This is a genomic window from Herbidospora sp. RD11066 (assembly GCF_054661255.1).
In genome coordinates this window covers 1,234,321-1,254,128 of record NZ_BAAGDO010000001.1, presented here as the reverse complement: position 1 = coordinate 1,254,128, position 19,808 = coordinate 1,234,321, and the positions used below count along the sequence as shown (strand labels likewise).

Annotated in this window: 18 protein-coding genes; 9 read left to right on the top strand and 9 right to left on the bottom strand. The window is 69.7% G+C overall.

The window, feature by feature from the left end; translation table 11 throughout:
* The first annotated feature begins 18 nt into the window (after positions 1 to 18).
* Positions 19 to 384, top strand: coding sequence for a DNA-binding protein (locus ACYQ78_RS05620; protein ID WP_459799755.1), 366 nt, complete (start codon positions 19 to 21; stop codon positions 382 to 384).
* On the opposite strand, the gene ACYQ78_RS05615 is transcribed toward ACYQ78_RS05620, so the two are convergent.
* Positions 377 to 1,591, bottom strand: coding sequence for a hypothetical protein (locus tag ACYQ78_RS05615; protein ID WP_459799589.1), 1,215 nt, complete (start codon positions 1,589 to 1,591; stop codon positions 377 to 379). The genes ACYQ78_RS05620 and ACYQ78_RS05615 overlap by 8 nt on opposite strands.
* Positions 1,588 to 3,045: a nucleotidyl transferase AbiEii/AbiGii toxin family protein gene (locus ACYQ78_RS05610; protein WP_459799588.1), complete on the bottom strand. Its 1,458-nt coding sequence runs from the start codon at positions 3,043 to 3,045 to the stop codon at positions 1,588 to 1,590. Before ACYQ78_RS05610 ends, ACYQ78_RS05615 begins: the two co-directional genes overlap by 4 nt.
* A gap of 46 nt (positions 3,046 to 3,091) precedes the next feature.
* Here ACYQ78_RS05610 and ACYQ78_RS05605 point away from each other — a divergent pair, with 46 nt between their 5' ends.
* Complete coding sequence (locus ACYQ78_RS05605; protein ID WP_459799587.1) at positions 3,092 to 3,538, top strand: hypothetical protein; 447 nt, start codon at positions 3,092 to 3,094, stop codon at positions 3,536 to 3,538.
* Here ACYQ78_RS05605 and ACYQ78_RS05600 read toward each other — a convergent pair.
* Positions 3,535 to 4,746 carry an acyl-CoA dehydrogenase family protein gene (locus ACYQ78_RS05600; protein WP_459799586.1) on the bottom strand — a complete coding sequence of 404 codons (1,212 nt, stop codon included), beginning with the start codon at positions 4,744 to 4,746 and terminating at the stop codon, positions 3,535 to 3,537. The genes ACYQ78_RS05605 and ACYQ78_RS05600 overlap by 4 nt on opposite strands.
* 136 nt (positions 4,747 to 4,882) lie before the next feature.
* Between ACYQ78_RS05600 and ACYQ78_RS05595 the strand changes: the two genes are divergently transcribed.
* Positions 4,883 to 7,429: a discoidin domain-containing protein gene (locus tag ACYQ78_RS05595; protein WP_459799585.1), complete on the top strand. Its 2,547-nt coding sequence runs from the start codon at positions 4,883 to 4,885 to the stop codon at positions 7,427 to 7,429.
* A gap of 112 nt (positions 7,430 to 7,541) precedes the next feature.
* Complete coding sequence (locus tag ACYQ78_RS05590; protein WP_459799584.1) at positions 7,542 to 8,561, top strand: NAD-binding protein; 1,020 nt, start codon at positions 7,542 to 7,544, stop codon at positions 8,559 to 8,561.
* On the opposite strand, the gene ACYQ78_RS05585 is transcribed toward ACYQ78_RS05590, so the two are convergent.
* The 3 genes from ACYQ78_RS05585 to ACYQ78_RS05575 are packed head-to-tail and all read right to left on the bottom strand — an operon-like array spanning position 8,512 to position 11,576.
* Positions 8,512 to 9,132, bottom strand: a complete 621-nt coding sequence (locus tag ACYQ78_RS05585; protein WP_459799583.1) for a Uma2 family endonuclease — start codon at positions 9,130 to 9,132, stop codon at positions 8,512 to 8,514. The genes ACYQ78_RS05590 and ACYQ78_RS05585 overlap by 50 nt on opposite strands.
* A 4-nt stretch (positions 9,133 to 9,136) precedes the next feature.
* Positions 9,137 to 10,051 carry a glucosyl-3-phosphoglycerate synthase gene (locus tag ACYQ78_RS05580; RefSeq protein WP_459799582.1) on the bottom strand — a complete coding sequence of 305 codons (915 nt, stop codon included), beginning with the start codon at positions 10,049 to 10,051 and terminating at the stop codon, positions 9,137 to 9,139.
* Positions 10,052 to 10,106: 55 nt separating this feature from the next.
* Positions 10,107 to 11,576, bottom strand: coding sequence for a helix-turn-helix domain-containing protein (locus tag ACYQ78_RS05575; protein WP_459799581.1), 1,470 nt, complete (start codon positions 11,574 to 11,576; stop codon positions 10,107 to 10,109).
* Positions 11,577 to 11,821: 245 nt separating this feature from the next.
* Here ACYQ78_RS05575 and aceA point away from each other — a divergent pair, with 245 nt between their 5' ends.
* A complete protein-coding gene (aceA, locus tag ACYQ78_RS05570) occupies positions 11,822 to 13,105 on the top strand; it encodes an isocitrate lyase (RefSeq protein WP_459799754.1) in 1,284 nt (427 codons plus the stop codon).
* A gap of 86 nt (positions 13,106 to 13,191) precedes the next feature.
* Positions 13,192 to 13,950 (top strand): trypsin-like peptidase domain-containing protein, encoded by a 759-nt coding sequence (locus ACYQ78_RS05565; RefSeq protein WP_459799580.1) that lies wholly within the window; start codon positions 13,192 to 13,194, stop codon positions 13,948 to 13,950.
* On the opposite strand, the gene ACYQ78_RS05560 is transcribed toward ACYQ78_RS05565, so the two are convergent.
* Positions 13,921 to 15,471: a serine/threonine-protein kinase gene (locus ACYQ78_RS05560; RefSeq protein ID WP_459799579.1), complete on the bottom strand. Its 1,551-nt coding sequence runs from the start codon at positions 15,469 to 15,471 to the stop codon at positions 13,921 to 13,923. The two genes, ACYQ78_RS05565 and ACYQ78_RS05560, sit on opposite strands and share 30 nt — an antisense overlap.
* A 218-nt stretch (positions 15,472 to 15,689) precedes the next feature.
* Positions 15,690 to 16,697 (bottom strand): alpha/beta hydrolase, encoded by a 1,008-nt coding sequence (locus ACYQ78_RS05555; RefSeq protein ID WP_459799578.1) that lies wholly within the window; start codon positions 16,695 to 16,697, stop codon positions 15,690 to 15,692.
* Positions 16,698 to 16,814: 117 nt separating this feature from the next.
* On the opposite strand from ACYQ78_RS05555, the gene ACYQ78_RS05550 reads away from it, so the two are divergent.
* The 3 genes from ACYQ78_RS05550 to ACYQ78_RS05540 are packed head-to-tail and all read left to right on the top strand — an operon-like array spanning position 16,815 to position 19,173.
* Positions 16,815 to 17,597 carry an ABC transporter permease gene (locus ACYQ78_RS05550; protein WP_459799577.1) on the top strand — a complete coding sequence of 261 codons (783 nt, stop codon included), beginning with the start codon at positions 16,815 to 16,817 and terminating at the stop codon, positions 17,595 to 17,597.
* Positions 17,590 to 18,369, top strand: a complete 780-nt coding sequence (locus ACYQ78_RS05545; RefSeq protein ID WP_459799576.1) for an ABC transporter permease — start codon at positions 17,590 to 17,592, stop codon at positions 18,367 to 18,369. The genes ACYQ78_RS05550 and ACYQ78_RS05545 overlap by 8 nt, the downstream gene beginning before the upstream one ends.
* Positions 18,370 to 19,173 carry an ABC transporter ATP-binding protein gene (locus ACYQ78_RS05540; protein WP_459799575.1) on the top strand — a complete coding sequence of 268 codons (804 nt, stop codon included), beginning with the start codon at positions 18,370 to 18,372 and terminating at the stop codon, positions 19,171 to 19,173.
* On the opposite strand, the gene ACYQ78_RS05535 is transcribed toward ACYQ78_RS05540, so the two are convergent.
* Positions 19,100 to 19,573 (bottom strand): hypothetical protein, encoded by a 474-nt coding sequence (locus ACYQ78_RS05535; RefSeq protein ID WP_459799574.1) that lies wholly within the window; start codon positions 19,571 to 19,573, stop codon positions 19,100 to 19,102. The two genes, ACYQ78_RS05540 and ACYQ78_RS05535, sit on opposite strands and share 74 nt — an antisense overlap.
* Positions 19,574 to 19,808: the final 235 nt, after the last annotated feature.

The following is a 19,808-nucleotide window of genomic DNA, read 5'->3' as shown; positions in this document are numbered from 1 at the left end:
GTTGAAAAGCCCATCATGATGGACGTGTACGCATCCGTCACCCACATCGCCGCCCGTCACGCCGCCACCGAAGCCCAGCGCGCGCGGCAGGTCCACCCCACGTTCCTCGGCCCGCACGAAGCGGTCCGCCTCGTCACCATGCTGGCCGCCGGATCCGCCGCCCCCGACCCCGGCGAACCCGAGGTCGACGACTCCGATCTCAAGGCCGCGCTCACGCTCATGCCCCTGGTCAGAGGCGAAATGGACCAGCTGGAGGCCAGCCTGCTGCTGATGGCGCGCGGGCGCGGGCTGACCTGGCAGGAGATCGCCAACAGCCTCGGGCTCGGCTCCCCCCAGGCCGCCAAACAGCGTTACGAACGCCTCGCCGGACGCACGGCTACGTGAGCGCCCACGCCACCCGCCGCCGCAGCTCCCCGGGCGCCTTCTTCAGCAGGTCGTCCAGTTCGCCCCGCAACTCGTCCGGGCACGGGCGGAACAGCTTGACCGCGATCCGGTCGCACCACACCCGCAGGTCCGTGTAGGCGGTCGTCCCGAAATCGGGGTCGTCCAGAAGCAGCAGGTCGGTCTTGAGGCGGGTCCACGGATCGGCCGAGATCAGCAGACGGTATCCGGCCCGGCGCACGTGCACGGGATGAGCCGGGTCGATCAGGTCGAACGACGCCGGCGCGCCGGTGGTCATCCGGCTCCGCGAAGCCTGCGCCACCACCCGGGCCGACGGATCGTGGATGAGCGCGGTCACCTCGTCGTGGCGGCTCCAGCCACGGAGGGCCTTCGCCGCGGCCGCCCGGACCTTGGCCCTCGGGTGCCGCAGGAACGGGATCACCAGGGCCGCGTCGGCGGGGGTGCCGCTCTCGCCGAGGCCCTCGATCGAGGCGGGGGTGCTCAATTCGTCCCGATAGAAACGGGCGGGATCGCCGCCCGCGCGCCGCACCAGACCTTGGGCCGTCAGGCGCACGAGTTTCGACGGATCGTCGAGGAAGCCGCCCGCCCGATGGGGCAGCCGGACCAGCGCGGCGGCTCTGATCTGGGCGAATCGCGAGGTCAGGAACGGTTCCGGGTCGTCGCGGCCGAGCAGGTGGGTGGCCGCGCGGAGCAGGGCGGCGGGGGCGGTCATGGTGGCGTTGAGGTCGCGCAGGGCGGCGTCGTCGCCTCGGGCGATCAACTCCTCGACCACGAAACGCATTGTCGCGTCGTCGAAGTCGGCGTGCGCGCCGAAGGGCAGGAGGTCGAGGACCTCCCGGCCTCCCTTCCGGTGGCGGAGCCTGACGGCGGTCGGGATCAGGCGGGCGGGCGCCTCCGGCCGGGTCGCGACCTGGGTCAGGATGTGGCGGGCGTAGGTCCTGACCTGCGGGACCCAGTCGACGGCGCGGATGGCCAGCAGGGGCCAGAGCACCGGGTGGCGGGCCACGTCGAGGATCGCCCGCTCGCGCTGGTGGCCCTGATGGCTGCACGCCATGCGGAGCACGTCCACGCTGGTGCGCATCAGGGTGACCTCGTGCGGCAGCGCGGGATACCAGTCGGCGCGGGACGACTGGTCGAGGGCGATCCACCTGTCGGGGGTGAACCCCCAGAGCTCGTCTTCGGAGATCATGAGAGCCTCAGGCGCTTGACCCAATGGTCCCGGTCACCCTTGACCTGCGGATACTCCTTCTTGAAGGCGTCCCAGTCGAGGAACGAGAAATCCGGCGGGTACGTCGCCTCATCACCCAGCACCTCATCGAGCAGCCCCTCGGGGAGGGTGACGCGTTCGGCGAGCAGGACCGCGTCGTAGAGGTCCTTGCCCTGGGGCCAGCTGTCGGACGCCAGCCAGAGGATCTTCCACGCCAGCGACAACTCGGGCGTCACCGCCAGGACGGACGTCGTGCCGCCGCCCGATCGGGGGATAGACGCGACGATCGGCGGCATCGGCAGGTGCTCGCCGCAGACGAAGTCGAGCTGGATCGTCCCCGCCGGGAGGCCGTCGGCGCGCCAGACGAAGACCAGGCGGCGGCCGGGCACCCGGTCGTAGGTCCAGATGTCGTCGGCGGTGGCCGCGGCGGCGTTGATCTCCAGGTCGCCGTGGGCCGCACCGGCCACGCTCCGGAGCAGGCCACGGAACATCGCGACGATCTCCGGGCTCTCCAGCGTCAACTCCTGCGGCACGACGACGAAGTCGAGGTCACCGGGGTCGCGGGCCTCCTCCCCCACCCACGCCTCCAGCAGCAAGCTGCCGCGCAGCACCAGGTGGTCGGCCCAAGGTGAACCGGCGACGACGGCGAGCACCAGGTCGATCACCCGGCGCCGGGCCCGCCGCCAGCGGCGGCCCGTCTCCGCGTCGTCGAAGCGCGGCTCGCCGACCCGGTAGGCGCACTCGAACTGCTTCAGCGCCGGGTCGAAGACCGGCGGCTGCGTCACTCCGGCGCCGTGGGAGACAGGGGTGTACGTCTTGGGCCAGTCGTCGAACCACCCCTTGTCGGTGGCGGGGTTGTCGTCGTACACGACGAACTCCTGTTCCGATTCCAGCACGGTGAAGCGTTGCCGCAGGTCGGCGAGGAGGGCGTCCAGGCGCCGGGTGGCCTCGGTCAGGCCGACGTCGTAGCAGCGCTGCGTGACGAACCGCTCGAAATGCCCCTCGGCGCGGACGCGGCGGGGGTTGATGGAGACGCGCGCATGGTGGCGCTGGGCGAGTTCCCGCAGGACGATCCTGTCGGTGTCCGGATCTTCCAGGACCTTCACGTGGTGCTCGAAGTAGCAGCCGTCGAGGCCGTGGTCGAGGGGGACGCCGTCGTTGCGGGGACCCGCCTCGATCTTGGCGCGGACCACCTCGAACCCCTCGGCCCGTAACCGCTCCGTCCACTCGGCGACCAGAACGCGCTGCTCCGAGAGGGTGCCCCGACCGCGAAGCGTGACCATCGGCTGCGAGGGCGTCTGGCCGCCGAACAGGAAGATGTCGGTGAACTTGGCCCCGCCGGCGATCGCGAGCGCGGCGAGGCGCACGCGGTCGAGACGCCTGGCACGCTCGTCGACCGTGAGGTGAATGTCGAATACTCCCGCGAACTCAGACATATGATCATCGTTCCAGGATCGGAACGCCATCTCACCGAGGTTTCCAGTGGATCTCCTGCGCACGGGTCTGGCGCTGGTTCTCGCGTCGGCCATCGGTACCACGGGGTGCGCGCAGATCTGCCCGCGCACGGGGTCCGTCGGATCGGTCCCGTCGGCCGCCGACCCTCCCGAACGGACGGTCGCCGTCTACCTCGCCGCGATCAACGCCCGCGACGGCGACACGATGGACGAGTTGTCGACCCCCGCCTACGCGGAACATGGTGAGGCCGTCCGCTGCGACTGGACCGTGAGCCACGCCAAGATCACCGGTGTGGGCCCCGACCGCGATCTGCAGGGACGGTTCTGGGAGGTCGTCCAGGTCGGAGTGCTGTTCGAGCTGTCACAGCGGGACGAGACCCCGGAGATGCCGAGCGGTGAGACGGGCCTCAGCTACTGGCTGGGCCGCAACGGCCCGGCCGACCGCTGGCTGATCTACGACTCGGGCCACGGCTAGCGGACCGCCAGGCCCGTCACCGCACGGGAGATGATCAGGCGCTGGATCTCCGAGGTGCCCTCGAAGATGGTGAAGATCTTGGCGTCGCGGTGGAAGCGCTCCACCGGGTGGTCGCGGGTGTATCCGGCCCCGCCCAGCACCTGGATCGCCTGCTCGGTCACCCAGACCGCCGTCTCCCCCGCCACCAGCTTCGACATCGAGCCCTCCGCCGAGGAGAACCCGGCCCCCTGCCGCCCCATCCAGGCCGCCTTCCACGTCAGCAGGCGCGCCAGCTCGATGCGGGTCGCCATGTCGGCGAGCAGGAACGCCACCGCCTGGTTCTCGCCGATGGCCCGTCCGAACTGGCGCCGTTCCCTGGCGTAGTCGCGCGCGTATTCGAACGCGGCCCGTGCGATCCCCACGGCCATCGACGCCACGGCGGGCCGGGTGGCCTCGAAGGTCCGCAGTGCGGCCTGCCCGCCCGACTTCTGGCCCGCCCGTGCTCGCGCCAGCCGTTCCTCCATCTTGTCGACCCCGCCGAGCAGGCACGACGCGGGCAGGACCACATCGTCCAAGACCACTTCGGCGGTGTGCGACGCCCTGATGCCGTGCTTCCTGAACTTCTGGCCCTGCGAGAAACCCGGGGTCCCCGGCGGTACGACGAACGTCATCTGCCCCCGCGCCCCCAGCGACGGATCGACGGTCGCCACGACGATGTGCACCGCCGCGATGCCGCCGTTCGACACCCAGGTCTTGGTGCCGTTGAGCCGGAAGTCCCCTGAGGGCGATCGCGTGGCCAACGTGCGGATCGCCCCGATATCCGACCCCGCGTCAGGCTCGGAAGCGCAGAAGGCCCCGACGGCCACGTCGTCGGGTGTGCCGAACATGACCGGCAGCCAGGTGCCGACCTGTTCGTCGGTGCCGTTGGCCGACAGGGCGGCGGCGGCCAGGCCGGTCGCGGTCAGCGAGAGGGCGATGCCCGCGTCGCCCCAGAACAGTTCCTCGAAGGCGACCGGCAGCCCCAGGCCGCTGGTCTCGAACCACTGGGTGGCGAAGAAATCCATCGAATAGAGGCCGATCTTGGCCGCCTCCTGAAGCACCGGCCAGGGCGTCTCCTCGCGGTCGTCCCACACCGCCCCAGCAGGGCGGACGACGTCTCGGGCGAACGCGCGGACCCAGTCGCGGACCTCGGCGATCTCGGCCGGCAATTCAGGGTTGAAGGTCGTCACCCGCACAGGCTACCCCTTGACGTCCATGTTCCCGTTAAGTTAAATCAAGGATCGAAATAAGGCATTGAGAAAGACCCTTCACACCCCCCTTCACCGTGGAGAAACACGCATGAGAGGTCTGCCTAGGCTCATAGCCTTGGGCGCCGCGTCGGCGGCGGTGGCCGCGACGCTGGTCGCCTTACCGAGCCCCGCCTTCGCCGACGTCCTGCTGTCGCAGGGCAAGACGGCCACGTCATCGTCAACAGAGAACGGCGGGACGCCCGCATCGGCGGCCGTCGACGGCAACACCGCCACCCGCTGGTCGAGCCTGTACACCAACGACCAGTGGGTCCAGGTCGACCTCGGGTCGGCGCAGGCCCTCAACAAGGTGACCCTCCTGTGGGAGGGGGCCTACGGAAGCGCGTACAAGATCCAGGGTTCCACCAACGGGACCACCTGGACCGAGCTCTCGAACGTCACCGCGGGTGACGGCGGTACCGACACCCTGACCGTGAGCGGTACCTACAGGTATGTCCGGATGCAGGGCGTGACCCGGGCCACCGGCTGGGGCTACTCCCTGTGGGAGTTCCAGGTCTTCGGCCCGGACGGCTCCACCGGCGGCACCTGCGGCACGACCAACGCGGCCCTCAACAAGCCGGCCACGGCCTCCTCGCTCCAGGGCGCCGGGTTCCCGGCCTCGGCGGCGTTCGACGGCAACAACGGCACCCGCTGGTCGAGCCTGGCGACCGACCCGCAGTGGGTGCAGGTCGACCTGGGCTCCGCGGTCGACATCTGCAAGGTCGACCTGCGCTGGGAGGCCGCCTACGCCTCCGCCTTCCAGATCCAGTCGTCGACCAACGGCACCACCTGGACCACCCTCAAGTCGGTGACCGGCGCGACCGGCGGCGTGCAGTCGCACACCGTCACGGGCAACGGCCGCTACCTGCGAGTGAACGGCACAGCCCGCGCCACCGGCTATGGCTACTCACTCTGGGAGGTCGCCGTCTACACCGGCAGCGGTCCCGTCGACCCGGGTGACCCGGGCGGCCCGATCACGGGCGGCGGGGACCTCGGTTCCAACGTCCACGTCTACGACCCCTCGACGCCGGCGGCCACGATCCAGAGCCAGCTCGACTCGGTGTTCACCCAGCAGGAGTCGGCGCAGTTCGGCACCGGGCGGCACGCCTTCCTGTTCAAGCCGGGCACCTACAACGTCAACGCCAAGGTCGGCTTCTACACCTCGATCTACGGCCTCGGGCAGAACCCCGGCGACGTGACGATCAACGGCGGCATCACGGTCGACGCGGGCTGGTTCGGCGGGAACGCCACGCAGAACTTCTGGCGCTCCACCGAGAACCTGTCGGTGCAGCCGACCGGCGGCACCAACCAGTGGGCCGTGTCGCAGGCCGCGCCGTTCCGCCGCATGTGGATCAAGGGCAACCTGAACCTCGCGCCGACCGGCTACGGCTGGGCGTCGGGCGGCTACATCGCCGACTCGCGCGTCGACGGCTCGGTCGGGCCCTACTCGCAGCAGCAGTGGTACACCCGCGACTCCACGATCGGCAGCTGGATCAACGGCGTCTGGAACATGGTGTTCTCGGGCGTGGTCGGGGCCCCGGCCAACGGCTTCCCCGAGCCGGTCTACACCACCCTCCAGAACACCCCGATCTCCCGCGAGAAGCCCTACCTGTACGTGGACGGCGGCGGCGCCTACCGCGTCTTCGTGCCCTCGCTCCGCACCAACGCGCGGGGCCAGAGCTGGGCGAACGGCGCCACCCCCGGCACCTCGCTCCCGCTGACGGACTTCTACGTCGCCAAGCCCGGCGACTCGGCGGCCCGGATCAACGCGGCGCTCGCCCAGGGCCTCAACCTGCTGATCACCCCGGGCATCTACCGCCTCAGCGCCCCGATCAACGTGAACCGGGCCAACACCGTCGTCCTGGGCCTCGGCCTGGCGACGATCATCCCGGAGAACGCCTCGGTGGCCGTCAAGGTCGCCGACGTGGACGGCGTCCGCCTCGCGGGCTTCCTGATCGACGCCGGACCGCAGAAGTCGCCGGTGCTCATCGAGGTCGGCCCGCCCGGCTCCTCGGCCGACCACGCCGCCAACCCGACCACGCTCCAGGACGTGTTCGTCCGCATCGGCGGCGCCTTCGCGGGCAACGCCGAGGTCAGCGTGGTCGTCAACAGCGACGACGTGATCATCGACCACACGTGGCTGTGGCGCGGCGACCACGGTGAGGGCATCGGCTGGAACGTCAACACCGCCGAGACCGGCCTCATCGTGAACGGTGACGACGTGCTGGCCACCGGCCTGTTCGTCGAGCACTACCGCAAGTACGACGTCGAGTGGTACGGCGAGCGCGGCCGGACGATCTTCTTCCAGAACGAGAAGGCCTACGACCCGCCGAACCAGGCCGCCTACATGAACGGCACGGTCAAGGGCTGGGCCGCCTACAAGGTCGGCGACAACGTCCAGGTCCACGAGGGCTGGGGCATGGGCGCCTACTGCTACTTCAACGTCGACCCGACGATCCAGGTCGACCGGGTCTTCGAGGTGCCGATCAGGCCGACGGTGAAGTTCCACAGCCTCCTGGCGGTCTCGCTCGGCGGCAACGGCATCATCAACCACGTCATCAACACGACCGGCGGACCCGCGCAGGGCACGGCGACCATCCCCGCCAAGGTGGTCTCCTACCCCTGACGATCCCCACGATCTGAGCCGTGAGTCTCCCGGGCGCCGCCGGGAGGCTCACGGCTCCTCCATTTTTGGGCGCGGTCCATATATGGTGACCTGCACCGGAATGGGGTTGTATATGCCGATCTTTCTCGCGCGGCTGCTGGCCCGGATCAGCACCTGGTGGACACCGGTCCTCGTGCTCGGCTTCGTCTTCCTGACGAGCTGGCCGCTCATGCTCTGGGCCGAGCCGGGCAGCGACATCACCTCTCTGGGCAACTACTGGTGGTATTTCGTGGTGACCGCCGCGACCGTCGGCTACGGCGACCTGTTCCCCAAGTCGGCGACCGGCCACGTCGTGGGCGCCTATGTGATCATCGGCGGCATCGCGGCGCTGACCACCCTCTTCACCCGCCTGGCCACCCGGATCGAACGCACGAGAGGGCGCCGCATGCACGGCTCGATCACTGTGAACCTGTCGGGGCACATCGTGCTGCTGGGGTACAGCCCTGGACGTACCGAGACGATGGTGGAGGAACTGTCGGCCGACGGCACGAAAGTGGTCGTCTGCGCCTGGGACGAGGTCCAGAACCACCCCATGCCCGAGATGGACGTGGATTTCGTCCGGGGCGACCTGGCCGACGACCGGACCCTGGAGCGGGCCGGGGTCCAGCGGGCGCACAGTGTGCTGGTCGACGCCCGCGACGACAACGAGGCCCTCGCCGTCGCGCTCACCGCCGACCATGTGATCACCACCGCTCATCTGGTGGTGGCGCTGCGCGATCTGTCGCGGGTCAAGCATGTCCGGTACGTCAGCGAGAGGGTCCGCTGCGTGCAGTGGCACACCCCCCACATGATCACCGAGGAGCTGAAGGACCCCGGGATCAGCGACATCTACGCCCAGCTCATGACCCACGGCGGCGCCGACACCTACTCGGTCCCGCTCACGGTCGGCCCGGTGACCGTCGAACACTGCCAGACGGCGCTGGGCCGCCACCACGGCGCGACCCTGCTGGCCGCCCGCGACGGCGAGTCACTGCTGGTCAACCCGCCCTGGCACGCCGAACTGACCCTGGGAACGGTCCTCTACTACGTGGGCTCGGCCCGCCTCAGCCCGGCCCAGCTGGCGGCGACTCTTGGAGCTCCGGCCAGTCGATGACCATCGAGATCGGCGTCCCGATCTCCGGCGAACCGCCCTCGTCGCGCATGAGCGTGCCGATGTGCTTGTACGTCATGGTCGCCTGGTCGAGATGGAACCGCTCGATGGCGGAGATCCCGCCGTGGTCGAGCCGGACGATCCAGTAAAAAGGGATCCCAGCCCGCCCGTATTCGGCGGGTTTGCCACAGGTGTCGGTGATCTCGGAATCGGCCTCGACGATCTCCGCGATCAGGACCACGTCGTCGGGCCGCAGCGCGTCGCCGCCGTCGAGGCAGCGGTAGAGGACGACATCGGGCCGCCGCACGTGCAGCGGCGCGTCTCTCAGGCGGAGATCCACGGAATTGGCGACGGTCAGACAGCCGTAACCCCGGTTCATCGCCTCGCGGGCGTGTTTCTCCAGGAGGTTGGCCAGATGGCGCCCCACGACCTGGTGCCGCCGGCCGGGCCCCGGGCGATGCGCCACGTAGCCGTCGACGACTTCGATCCGCAGGTCTTCGGGCAGGAGCGCGTATTCCTCGACCGTCAGACGATGAGGCTGGGAGCTGAGCGAGTGAAACCAGGCATCTGGCACCCGCTCAGGATAGAACGCTCACCATCGGAGGTCTCTGGGCGACCGAGACATCGTGTTCGACCGGTTCGTGTCCCGACGCCGACCGCCGGAACTGGGTCAGCCTGAGCTGGCTGCTCCCCAGCGGCACCCCGGTCAATCGGGACCAGGCGGTCTGCATGATCTGCGCGGCCATCCCGCCGAGGGCCTCCGTCGACTGGTGGGAGTGCACCCGGCGGCCGAGGTCGACCTGGGCCAGGGCGTCGAGCCCGCACAGCTCCAGCAGGTCGATGAGCAGGCCCAGCTCCACGCCGTAGCCGGTCACGAACGGCACCCGCTCCAGGGCGGTGCGGCGCCCGGCGTACTCCCCCGACAGCGGCTGGACGAATCCGGCCAGCTCGGGCCAGTGGAGGTTGATCAGGGGGCGCGCGACCAGCTCGGTCACCCGACCGCCGCCGGTCTGCTCAGCGCCGAAGGGGCGGTCGTAGCAGCCCTTCACGTACGCCACCGTCGGGTCGGCCAGCAACGGGCCCAGCAGGCCGGTCACGAAGGAGGTCTCGAACTCGCGCAGGTCGGAGTCGATGAAGACGAGCAGGTCACCGGTGGTGGCGGCGAGCGACTTCCAGAGCGCCTCGCCCTTGCCGTCGAGCGGTTTGAGATCGGGCAGGATCTCGTCCTGGGCGATCACCGTCGCGCCCGCCTTCAAGGCCACGGCGGCGGTGTCGTCGGTCGACCGCGAGTCGATCACCACGAGTTCGTCGACCAGCCCGGCCAGGTCGCGCCGGATCGCCGTGACGATCTCGCCGACGGTCTCCCGCTCGTTCCTGGCCGGCAGGACGACGCTGATCGTCGTGGCCCCCTTGGCCGCGAGCACCGCCGGAAGGGGCCAGTCGGACGCCGACGACGACCGGCCGCCCGACCACGCCAGCACCTCAGGCAGCACGCCCGCCCTCCCCCCTGAACGTCACGGACACACCCTATGGGGTGGAGTGACCGTTCTACTCGGCGGCGTGGCGTTCGAGGAAGGCGTACACGTCGACCTCGTCGACACCCGGGAACGAACCGGGCGGGAGCGCCGCCAGGACGTGGGAGTTCGCCCGCGCCGACGGGAACGCGAACCCCTCCCAGCGCTGGGCGAGCTCGGCCGGGGGACGGCGGCAGCAGTCGCCGTTGGGGCAGTTCGACTTGGTGCGGCGGGTGGTCTCGCGGCCCCGGAACCAGCGCGACTCCCGGAACGGCACGCCGAGCGTGATCGCGAAGTCCTTCTCGTGGGAGGGGTCGACGTGGGCGACGCAGAAGTGGGTGCCGGTGGGGCTGTCGCTGTACTGGTGGTAGACCGAGTAGCGGTCGGGCGACCGGAACACCTGGCGCCCCGACCACTGCTGGCACAGCCGCTGGCCCTCGATCGCGCCCTGCTCGTCGGCCGGGAAGATGATGCCGTCGTTCTCGTACGCCTTGTAGATGATCCCCCCGGCGTCGTTGCGCACGAAGTGGCAGACGAGGTCGAGGTGGTGCGTGGCCAGGTTGGTGAAGCGGTGGGCGGCCATCTCGTAGGAGACGGCGAACACGTCCCGGAGATCTTCGACGGAGAGCGCGCGGTCGCGCTTGGCCTCCAGCAGGAAGGGGGCCGCCGCCGCCTCGGGGACCAGCACGGCCGCGGCGAAGTAGTTGGCCTCCACCCGCTGGCGCAGGAAGTCGGCGAAGTCGCGCGGCTTGTGGTGGCCCAGCGCGATGTGGCCGATGGTCTGGAGCAGGATCGTGCGCGGGGTGTGCATGCCGAGCTGCTCGTGCTTGAGGTAGATGCGGTGGTTGCGCAGGTCGGTCACCGAACGGGCCGAACGCGGCAGGTCGGGGGCGGTGTGCACGGTGAAGCCGTAGTGGGCCACCAGGGCCTGGATGGTGCTCTGTGACAGGGCGCCGCTGCGGTAGCCGACCGACAGCAGCGCCTCGGCGGCGGCGCCCTCGATCTCCTCGAAGTAGTTGCCGGCCTCGCGCTGCTTGCGGCGCAGCTCGGCGTTGGCGGCGCGGGCCTCTTCGGGGGTGGCGGTGCCCTTGGCCTGGCGGGCCTTGAGTTCGTCGTACAGACCGAGGATGTGTTCCAGCACGTCGTTGGGGACGCGGGCGGAGACCTTCAGCTTGGTGAGGCCGAGCGAGGTGTAGAGGGGGTCGCGCTGGGCCTCCTCCAGGGCGATCTCGAGCTGGGCGCGGCGGTTGGGGGCCTGGCGGCGCAGCAGTTCCTCGACCGGGACGCCGAGCGCCGAGGCGAGTGACTTCAGCAGCGACAGCTTGGGTTCGCGCTTGCCGTTCTCCAGCAGCGAGAGCTGGCTGGGCGCCCGGCCGACGCGCTCGCCGAGCTCCGACAGGGTCAGGCCGCGCTGGCGGCGGAGGTGTTTGAGGCGCTGCCCGAACGCGAGCAGGTCGATCTCCTGCGTCAAAGACAGCGGTTCTTCGCTGAGTACGGAGGGCATCTCTTCAGAGTAGGCGAAATTTCGTGACATCTTCCAGGCCCAGTGACTCAGCTCACATCGATTGGTCTAGTCCTTTGGAAAAATTCGACGTTTCTTCTCACGTCAATCCGGGCAAGAATTTCCGCCCAGGGGAAGATTTGGCCATATTTCTAGACATCTCGGCTTGTCGTATCTCTTGACATCAACACAAACTCGTACCAAGCACCCCAGGTGACGTCGCGCAACAAGGGAGTGACGAGAAGATGATGTCGGAACGCCTCAGGTCAGCCGCCGCCGAGCTGCGCCACGACTGGGACACCAACCCCCGGTGGTCCAGCACCGAGCGCACGTACGCCCCCGACGACGTCGTGCGGCTGCGCGGTTCCGTCCAGGAGCAGTACACCCTCGCCCGGCTCGGCGCCAAGCGCCTCTGGGACCTCCTCCACACGGAGGACTACGTCAACAGCCTCGGCGCCCTCACGGGCAACCAGGCCGTCCAGCAGGTCAGGGCCGGGCTCAAGGCCATCTACCTGTCGGGCTGGCAGGTCGCCGCGGACGCCAACCTCGGCGGCCACACCTACCCCGACCAGAGCCTCTACCCGGCCAACTCGGTGCCCGCCGTCGTGCGGCGCATCAACAACGCGCTGCTGCGCGCCGACCAGATCACCTGGGCCGAGGGCGACGAGAACGCGCCCCACTGGCTGGCGCCGATCGTGGCCGACGCCGAGGCCGGGTTCGGCGGCGTGCTCAACGCCTTCGAGCTGATGAAGGGCATGATCGCGGCCGGCGCGGCGGGCGTCCACTGGGAAGACCAGCTCGCCTCCGAGAAGAAGTGCGGCCACCTCGGCGGGAAGGTCCTGATCCCGACCTCGCAGCACGTCAAGACGCTCAACGCGGCCCGCCTCGCGGCCGACGTGTGCGGCGTCTCCACTCTGGTCATCGCGCGGACCGACGCCCAGGCCGCGACCCTGCTGACCAGCGACATCGACGAGCGCGACCAGCCCTACCTCACCGGGGAACGTTCCGCCGAGGGCTTCTACCACGTGCGCAACGGCGTCGACCCGTGCATCGCGCGGGGCCTGGCCTACGCGCCGTACAGCGACCTGCTGTGGATGGAGACGGCCACGCCGGACCTGGACGTCGCCCGCCAGTTCGCCGAGGCGATCAAGGACCGCTACCCGGACCAGATGCTCGCCTACAACTGCTCACCGTCGTTCAACTGGCGCAAGCACCTGGACGACTCCACGATCGCCAAGTTCCAGCGCGAGCTCGGCCACATGGGGTACAAGTTCCAGTTCATCACCCTGGCCGGGTTCCACTCGCTGAACTACGGCATGTTCGACCTGGCCAAGGGCTACGCCGAAGAGGGCATGTCGGCCTACGTGGAGCTCCAGGAAGCGGAGTTCGCGGCCGAGCGCCGCGGCTACACCGCCACCAAGCACCAGCGCGAGGTCGGCACCGGCTACTTCGACCTGGTCAGCACGGCCATCTCACCGGACTCCTCGACCACCGCCCTGCGCGGGTCGACCGAGGAAGACCAGTTCCACTAGAAGCCCGGTCCCGCCGCCGTGGACGCCGCAGGTCACCCTCGAAGGATCTGACGTAACAAGCGGCGGCGGGACCGTACCCTCTACGGGTGATCGGGAAGTTATGCATGCTCGTCGTCCTCACCGCCGCGCCGGGTTGCGCCGTGGGCCTGGAGTCCACGACGACGGAGGCCACCCCGTCCGCCGCGCCGGTTTCGGCTTCGGCTTCGCCTGAAATGCCGCTGTACGGGGCGAATGTGGTCAACCTGGCGGGCACCGCTCCCTCCTGTACCAAGAGGATCCAGGGCTCGGGGTTCGCCTACTCACCCGACCGCGTGCTCACCACCGCGCACACGGTGGCGGGCACCGAGGGCCCGATCACGGTGACCGCCTCCGACGGGAAACGCCACGAGGGCCACGTCGTCGTCTTCGATCCGCGTAAAGACGTCGCCGTGCTGCGGGTACCGGGGCTGGACGCCGACTTCCTGAACTTCGACTCGATCGAGCCTGGCGACCGCGCCACGTTCGCCGCCTACTCCAAGGACGGAAAGCTCACCGTCCGGTCGGGCGAAGCGGGCCCGCCCACGACCGCCCACGTCAACGACATCTACAACGAGCGCACGGTGAAGCGCGAGGTGCTCGTCCTCCAGGCCGCCATCGACCCGGGCATGTCGGGCGCGCCGCTGTTCGGGCCCGGCGAGGAGGTCGTCGGGATGCTCTTCGCCGCCAACCTCTCCGACGCCGGCACCGGCTACGTGCTCACCACCGGGGAGATCGCCCGCCCCGCGGCGGACGGCCTGAACGCCACCAAACCGGTGTCCACCCGGGAGTGCGACCGATCACCCGTCCGAGGGCGACGGAGACGGTGACGGGCTCGGCGACGGTGAGGGGGACGGCGAGGCCGACGGGCTCGGCGACGGCTGAGGAGACTCCTCGTCGCCCCACTGCGGTTCCGTGGTGATCCCGCCCGTCGGGACCGGGCGGGTAGGCGTCGGGTTGGTCGTCGGCCGGGTCGTCGGGCCCGGGTCGTCCGGCGGACCCTGGGTCCAGCCTCCCTCCCCCGGCGGGGGCGACGGGAAGGACGTCCCCCAAGGGTCCTGGCCCTGCGGCCAGGTCGGGGTGATCGTCCGGGTCGCGGTCACCGTGACCTGCGTTCCCGGCTCGGTGCCGGGCGGGACCTCGCCCTGCGCGGGCGGCCGGGAGGTGCCCAGCACCTCCGGCGAGGCGCCCTCCTCGTTGGGCAGCACCACCATCGGCACCGCCGGAGGCGGCTCCGCCGTCTGGACTCCCCCGGCCGGGGAGCTCGTGGCCGCCACCACCGTGAACGCCGCGATGGTCACCGTGGCCAGAGCGGCGTAACCGGCGTGCTGGGCGGTCGAGGCGCCCCTGCGGCGACGGCCCCTGGCGCCGGTCTCCGCGACCGCCACGGCCCGCGACGACACCTGCTTGACCGCGCCGTTCTTCGGATAGGGAACCGGCTGCCAGATCTCCTCCATGACCTCCGCCACGGCGATCCGCAGGTCGGGCGGCAGACCGACCCCACCGGCGGCCAGCAGCGCCGACAGCAGCTCGGCGGCGTCGGGACGCTCGGCGGGCTCCTTGCGCAGGGCGGCGTTGACGGTGTCCCAGAGCAGTTTGGGCACCGCCGAGATCCGGGGCTCCTCCAGCATGATCCGGCGCATCACGACCTCGGCCTCGCCCGACCCGAACGGGTGGTAGCCGGTCGAGGCGAAGGCGATCAGGCAGCCCCAGGCGAAGACGTCGGAGGCGGGGATCGCCGGGCCGCCGGTCAGCCGCTCGGGGGCGACCCAGCCGGGGCTGCCCATGATCTGCCCGGCCTGGGTGTGCGCGGCCAGCGTGTCGAGGTCGCGGGCGATGCCGAAGTCGATCACGAAGGGCCCGCTCGGGGAGAGCAGCACGTTGCCCGGCTTCAGGTCGCGGTGCACGAGCCCGGCGTCGTGGGTGGCCACCAGCGCGGCGGCCGAGCCGAGGGCGACGCCGTAGGCCAGATCGGGGGTCAGCGGGCCGTGCGCGGCCACCACCTGCGCCAGGCCGGGCCCGGCGATGTACTCGGTCACCAGGTAGGGACGGTCGCGGTCGCTCCCGTCTTCGATCACGGCCGCGGTGCAGAACGGCACGACGCGGCGGGAGAACTCGATCTCCTCGGTGAACCGGGCGCGTAAGGTCGCGTCGGAGAGATGCATCGGGTGGGGGGTCTTCAGCGCGACCAGGCCGCCCTCCGGCGGCTCCGCGAGATAGACCACGCCCATGCCGCCGGTGCCGAGACGGCCGAGCAGCAGATATCGGCCAATGATGACCGGGTCTCCCACCGTCAGTGGTCGCACGCCGGGGGGCATGCCGTTCTGGGGGCCCGTTCCGCCTCGTGCCATCCGGAAGTTACCTCTCCGATCAAAGAAGTACGCACAGCACACTGTGGCCGGGTGGAACGGTCCGCGCCTCTCACTACGCAGAAGCGGCATAACGGGTTAGGTCACTACGACCTCGGGGTAACTATCCGCAGGTCACAGCCGAATCAGCAGTCACACTTGTCTTCGAGGCAGATTCCGAACGCGAGCCACGACCGGCCTTCGGCCGTCCGCGTCTCGCTTCAAGCGGCCGCGGTATCACCGCTCGTCGCGCGGGCCGCCGCCTCGACCGCCTCGACGAAGGTCCCCATGTGCGGGAAGACCTCGCGGGCCTCGGGGAGGATGTCGGCCAGGATGGCGAAGACGTGGGGCATCCGGCGCCATTCCTCGTACCGTACCGGCACGCCGTCGGCGCGGGCCCGCTCGGCCACCCGGTGGGCCTCCTCCCGGAGGACCTCGGTGGTGCTGGTGACGATCATCAGCGGCGGCAGGCCCGTGTAGTCGCCGAAGACCGGCGAGACCAGCGGGTCGCGGTTGTCCAGGCCCTCGGTCCAGCGGCGCGACAGCCACTCGACCCGGCCGGCCGGGAGCATCGGGTCGGCCCAGCGGTTGGCCTTCTTGCGCTCGTCGCTGAGATCGGCCCACGGAGACAGAACAATGGCCGCCGCCGGAAGCGGCAGCCCGTTGTCCCTGAGGCTGAGGAGCAGGGCCAGGGTGAGGTGTCCCCCGGCCGAATCACCCGCCAGGATGATGCCCTCGGGCGGGAACCCCCGATCGAGCAGGGCCCGGTAGGCGTCGAGGGCGTCGGCGAGCGACTCGGCCAGCTTGTGCTGGGGCCCCTGACGGTAGTCGAGTGCGAGCACCGGCCGCCCGGTCACGGCGGAGAGCCGCCAGGTGATCGGCCGGTGCGTCACTGGAGAACAGATGAAATAGGCGCCCCCGTGGAGGTAGAGGACGACCTTGTTCTCATCGAGTTCGGCCAAATCGGAGTCGGGATGCCCGGATCCCCGTACCCACTCCCCCGAGCAGGCGCCGAAGGACTCCTCTTCGATCGAAACGGTGGCCGGCACCAGACCCGGCAATCGACCGCCCAGCTCTATCAGGCGGTTGGCCAGGATCAGACTCGTGGTCGTGCGGAGCAGAACCGCGGAGATGGGCTTCATGGTGCCCATCAGCAACCCGTTGGCCGCGATGGCCTGCCAGCTCAAAGGGTATTCCGGGCGAACGTCTACGTCGATCTCAGCGTCCATGCCGACCCTCCTTGTCCGTTTCGTTCCCTTATGCCTAGTTAGGTAACCCAGGATGTTACACAGGGGTTACATAGATCGGCAGGGGTCAGTTCCAGGGTTAAGATCCGGGTCCGGGAGGTGACCGCTTTCGTCCTCTACCTGCGCTTGTTCCAGTACGGCTTCCGCCGGCACAGCACCTACCTCGCCGCGGCGCTCGCCGGAGCCTTCACCAACACCGTTTTCGGCATTTTGCGGGCCTATGTCCTGATAGCCCTCTGGGAGGCCCGCCCCGGCCTCGCGGGCTACACCCTCACCCAGGCCGTCACGTTCTGCTTCCTCACCCAGGCCTTCATCGGGCCCATGCAGGTGTTCGGCCGCGGCCTGTCGTTCGGCGACCGGATCAGGTCGGGGGATATCGCCTTTGACCTGGTCAGACCCGCTCCACTGCTGCTGTGGAGCCTATCCGAGGATTTGGGCAGGGCCGCCTACCTCGCCTTCGCCCGCAGCCTGCCGCCCACCCTCATCGGGGCGCTCCTCTTCACCGTGACCGGGCCGGCCTCGCCCTGGTTCCTCGCGTCGTTCGTGCTGGGGATCGTGGTCAGCTTCGGCTGGCGCTACCTCGTCACGCTCACGTCGTGCTGGACCACCGACGACCGGGGCATGCACACCCTGTCGGCCCTGCTGACCATGTTCTTCAGCGGGATGGTGCTCCCGCTCGGGCTGTTCCCCGGCTGGCTGCGCACGGTCGCCGAGGCCTCGCCGTTCGCGGCGATGGTGCAGGTCCCCGCCGATCTGTGGCTCGGCACCCGGCCACCCCTCGAAGCGCTGGGGTTCCAGCTTTTCTGGGCGGTGGTCCTGCTCGCCCTCGGCGCACTGCTGACCGCGGCGGCCCGGCGCAAGGTGGTGGTGCAGGGTGGGTAGCTACCTGCTGCTGGCCTGGACGTGGGCCCGCGCCTCCGCGCAATATCGCACCTCGTTCGTCGTGTCGATCATCAGCTCGTTCGCGATCAACGCCCTCGACGCCGTCTCCATCGGCATCGTCTTCCTCCACGTCACCACGCTGGGCGGGTTCGACTTCCGCGAGGTCCTGTTCCTGTACGGCACCAGCGGCGTCTCCTTCGCCATCGCCGACATGCTCTTCGGCAACATCGAACGCCTCAGCCAGCACATCAAGGCCGGGAGCTTCGACACCATGCTGATCCGGCCGGTCTCCCCCTTCGTCCAGATGGCCGCCGACGGCTTCGGCGCCCACCGCATCGGCCGCATGGCCCAGGCGATGATCGTGCTGGGCCTGGCACTGCCGGTCGTGCCCTGGTCGCGGGCCTGGATGGTGCCGGTGATGATCCTCTGCGGCGTGGTGATCTTCACGGCGATCTTCACCCTCGGGGCGGCGCTCCAGTTCGTCCTGGTCGACGCCCCCGAGATCTCCAACGCCTTCACCTACGGCGGGGGCACGCTGACGATGTATCCACTGTCGGTCTACGGTGACCAGCTCGTGCGCGGGGTGACGTTCATCGTCCCGCTGGCCTTCGTCAACTGGCAGCCCGCCCTGTACGTCCTCGACCAGCCCGACCCCCTCGGCCTGCCGGCGTGGCTGCGCTTCGCCTCGCCCCTGGCCGCCCTCCTGCTGGCCGGGCTCGCGGCGCTGGCCTGGCGGACGGGCATCCGCCGCTACCAATCGACGGGGAACTGAATGATCGAGACCATGTCGCTGGGACGCGACTTCAAAGTGCGCGGGACGGTCGTCCCGGCCGTCCACGACCTGACCTTCCGGGTCGAGGCCGGGGAGTTCGTCGGCTGCCTCGGCCCCAACGGCGCCGGGAAGTCGACGACGATCAAGATGCTCACGGGCATCCTCACCCCCACCCACGGGCGCGCGCTGGTCGCCGGGCTCGACCCCGCCCGGCAGCGCAAGGCGCTGGCGCGGCGGATCGGGGTGGTCTTCGGCCAGCGGACGACGCTCTGGTGGGATCTTCCGCTCCGGGACAGTTTTGAGCTGGTCCGACTCCTTTACAAAGTAGATCGTGATCGGTACGCCAAGCGGCTCGCCGAACTGACCGAGGTGCTGGAGCTGGGCCCGTTCCTGCGGACCCCGGTCCGCCAGCTCAGCCTCGGCCAGCGGATGCGCGGCGACGTCACCGCCGCACTGCTGCACGACCCCGAGGTGCTGGTGCTCGACGAACCGACGATCGGGCTCGACGTCGTGGCCAAGGCGGAGGTCCGCGCCTTCCTGGCCCGGCTCAACGCCGAGCGCGGCACGACGGTGCTGCTGACCACCCACGACCTGGGCGACGTCGAGCGGCTCTGCCGGCGGGTGCTCCTGATCGACCACGGACGGCTGGCCTTCGACGGGAGCGTGGCGGAGCTGCGGGCGCTCGTCCCCGACCAGGAGTCGATCGAAGACGTGGTGGCCCACCTCTACGTCAGTAGTACTCGGGCTGCTCCTCGTACTCCTCGTCGTACTCCTGATGCGGACCCGCCCACCGTGACGGCATGAGCACCGGGACGAACAGGGCGATCCCCAGCAGCCCGAAGACCCCGTTGGAGAGCAGGGCCAGCATCCCCTGACCCGCCTCGGCGATCTCCTTCTGCACGGTGGCGCCGACCGGGGCCAGGCTGGTGGCCCGGGAGACGTCGATGGCGTACACGACCGTCCAGGCCAGCAGCACCATCGAGGGCACGAACGCGGCGAGCGGCGAGACCCGCCCCGCGATCACCAGCCCGAGGAGGAGCCCCACGACCGCCATGATCCCCAGCGCGATCAGCATCCGGTTGTCGCGGATGGGGTCGAGGTCGGACACGGATCCCCGTAGCAACTCGCGCGAGGCCCACCCCCCGCCGAACAGCAGGGCGGCGGCGACGACGATCCCGACGAGCAGCCCGAAGAAGTGCCGCATGTCACCCACCTCGAAAACGTTCTTGGTCCGCGCGGCCACATTAGCGACAAAAACCGAAATATCGCACTGCTCCTGACGGGATCGATTTGGGTGCGGGGGTGACATCCGTTCAAAGCGTGAGAAGATGTGCCCGCCATGCCGACGAGCCACCCGATCCCCGCCACCGCGCGACTCCCGCGCGACCGAGGCGGGGCCGTGCGCCGGTCAGACGACGATCACCATCGACCTTTCGGTG